General features: G+C 68.1%; 3 protein-coding genes. 2 read left to right on the top strand and 1 reads right to left on the bottom strand.

The window, feature by feature from the left end:
• Nucleotides 1–134 precede the first annotated feature (134 nt).
• Nucleotides 135–551, top strand: coding sequence for a DUF2721 domain-containing protein (locus G7A99_RS17000; RefSeq protein WP_018716887.1), 417 nt, complete (start codon nt 135–137; stop codon nt 549–551).
• Between the two features lie 21 nt (nt 552–572).
• Complete coding sequence (locus tag G7A99_RS16995; RefSeq protein WP_018716886.1) at nt 573–1,673, top strand: GGDEF domain-containing protein; 1,101 nt, start codon at nt 573–575, stop codon at nt 1,671–1,673.
• Between the two features lie 8 nt (nt 1,674–1,681).
• On the opposite strand, the gene G7A99_RS16990 is transcribed toward G7A99_RS16995, so the two are convergent.
• Nucleotides 1,682–2,083: hypothetical protein (locus G7A99_RS16990; protein ID WP_163142356.1), on the bottom strand; the 402-nt coding region annotated here is incomplete at its 5' end.

Here is a 2,083-nt window from a genome sequence, read left to right as displayed (position 1 = left end):
GTAAGCGCATGCGTGATGCGGCGGCGGCCCAGAAGAAGGGGGGTGGCAGCGGCCAGCCCCAGGGCGGCGGCCAGTAGCCACCGGCGTTTCCCGGCCGCTGTCCGCGGGCGGCGGCCGGGGGTATAGTTGGCCCCATGGAACTCTCCCTGGCCACGCCATCCCTCCTGTTTCCCGCCATTTCGCTGCTTCTGCTCGCTTATACGAACCGGTTCCTCGGCCTTGCGGCCCTCATTCGGGAGCTGCAGGCACGTTATCGCAGCGAGCAGAGCCACAGCGTACGCCGGCAGATCGATAACCTGCGGCGGCGGGTGATGCTGATCCGGCACATGCAGGTCGCGGGGGTGACGAGCCTGTTCCTGTGCGTGCTGTGCATGTTTCTGATCTTCGCCGCACAGCCGGGACCTGCAAAGATCGCGTTCGGGGTGAGCCTGTGCGCGATGATGGTCTCGCTGGGGCTGTCGCTACGCGAGATCTGGATCTCCATAGACGCGCTTAACGTCCAGCTCGGGGACCTGGAATCGGATGAGCCCGTACGGTCGGATGACGGCTGACGGGCCCTAGAGGTGGCGGTGATGACGACGCTTGGTGTGATCCCCGATCACGATCCTTTCCAGCGCCTTCGCGTGAAGCGCTTCCTGATGGCCGGTCTGGTCTACGCCACCGCCATCGGGGTCAAGGGGCTGTACGTCCATCAGGGGCTGCTCGACTGGCGTCCGTGGCTGGGCATCTCCGCCGGGATCCTGGTCTTTAACGCGGTGATCTACGCGATACTGCGCAGCGGCCGTAACGAACGTCTGCGCGATCCGAGTATCACCGGCGTGCAGATGGTGGCGGCCTGCGTGTTCATGACCCTCAGCCTCTACTATGTGTCTGGGGCGCGCGGAGCGCTGCTGCTGCTTTACCTGATCCTGCTGATGTTCGGGGTCTTCCGCCTGCGCAACTGGCAGTTCACGACCGTGGGCGTGCTGGCGATGGGGTGTTACGGCGCGGTGGTGGCGCTGCTCATGCACACCCGGCCATGGGCGATCGATCCCCGCGAAGAGGTCCTGCAGCTGATCGCACTGGCCGTGATGGTGCCCTGCGGCGGCTTTTTTGCCGGCTACGTGGACGGGCTGAGGCGGCAGCTCAAGCGCCAGCAGATCGAGCTTCAGCGCGCCCGCGAACGGGCCCATGACCTGAGTGTCCTCGACCCGCTCACGGGACTGAGCAACCGCCCTACGGTCATCAACGCGGTCGCCGAGGAGGTCCGCCGGGGGCTGCGCCTGGGACAACCGCTGTCCGTGGTAATGGTGGATCTGGACGGCTTCAAGGCGATCAACCGGGAGTACGGGCACGATACCGGCGACGTGGTGCTCCGGCGTGTCGCGGACGCGCTGCGCGACAAGCTGCGTGCGATCGACACCGTCGGCCGGTACGGCGGTGAGGAGTTTCTCGTCGCGCTCCCGGACGTCGCCGAATCGGAGGCGCTGGAGTGGGCGGAGACGCTGTGCCAGCGCGTTAGCGGCTGCCGTTTCCAGGACCTCGCGCCCACGATCCGGCTGTCTGCGTCCGTCGGCGTCGCCTCGCTGAAGGACGACGACGACACGTGGACGCTCATCGGACGGGCCCGCGCTGCCGCGGACGCTGCCCACGAGGCGGGCGGCGACCGGGTCGTTACCCCCGGCGGCGCCTGACCGGGCGTTCAGCCACGGTCCGCGGTGGCGCCGGTATGGCTCTTCGCCAGGCGCCGCCACTCGCCGGCGCTCAGGGTGTCCTCCGCCGCGTCCAGCAGTTCCTGCTCCTCCCGGCGTAGCTGCTCCCGGGTCACGGTGATGAATCGCTCGCCGAGAGTCGGGAGCCGGTCGCGGGGGATGACGATGTCCTCCTCGATATCCTCGAGCTGCTCGAGCAGCGCCTGACCGCACTCCAGGACCCGCTCCGCCGCGCGCCGGAGGGCCTCGGCACGGCCGTTCCCTTCATGGGCGGCCAGACAGCGGGCAAGGGCCTGGGTCTCGTGCACGTGATGCGGGAGTAGCGCCTGAACCAGCGCAAGGGTGTCATCGTGCAGGGCGCGGGCGTCCGGATGGTCGGCGGCGTGAAAGGC

The organism is Arhodomonas sp. KWT (genome assembly GCF_010993615.1).
This window is presented reverse-complemented; position numbering and strand designations above follow the sequence as displayed.

What these genes read in the sequence shown, in the direction of transcription:
- G7A99_RS17000 (WP_018716887.1), top strand. Translation starts at nt 135, where the DNA reads ATGGAACTCTCCCTGGCCACGCCATCCCTCCTGTTTCCCGCCATTTCG.
- G7A99_RS16995 (WP_018716886.1), top strand. Translation starts at nt 573, where the DNA reads ATGACGACGCTTGGTGTGATCCCCGATCACGATCCTTTCCAGCGCCTT.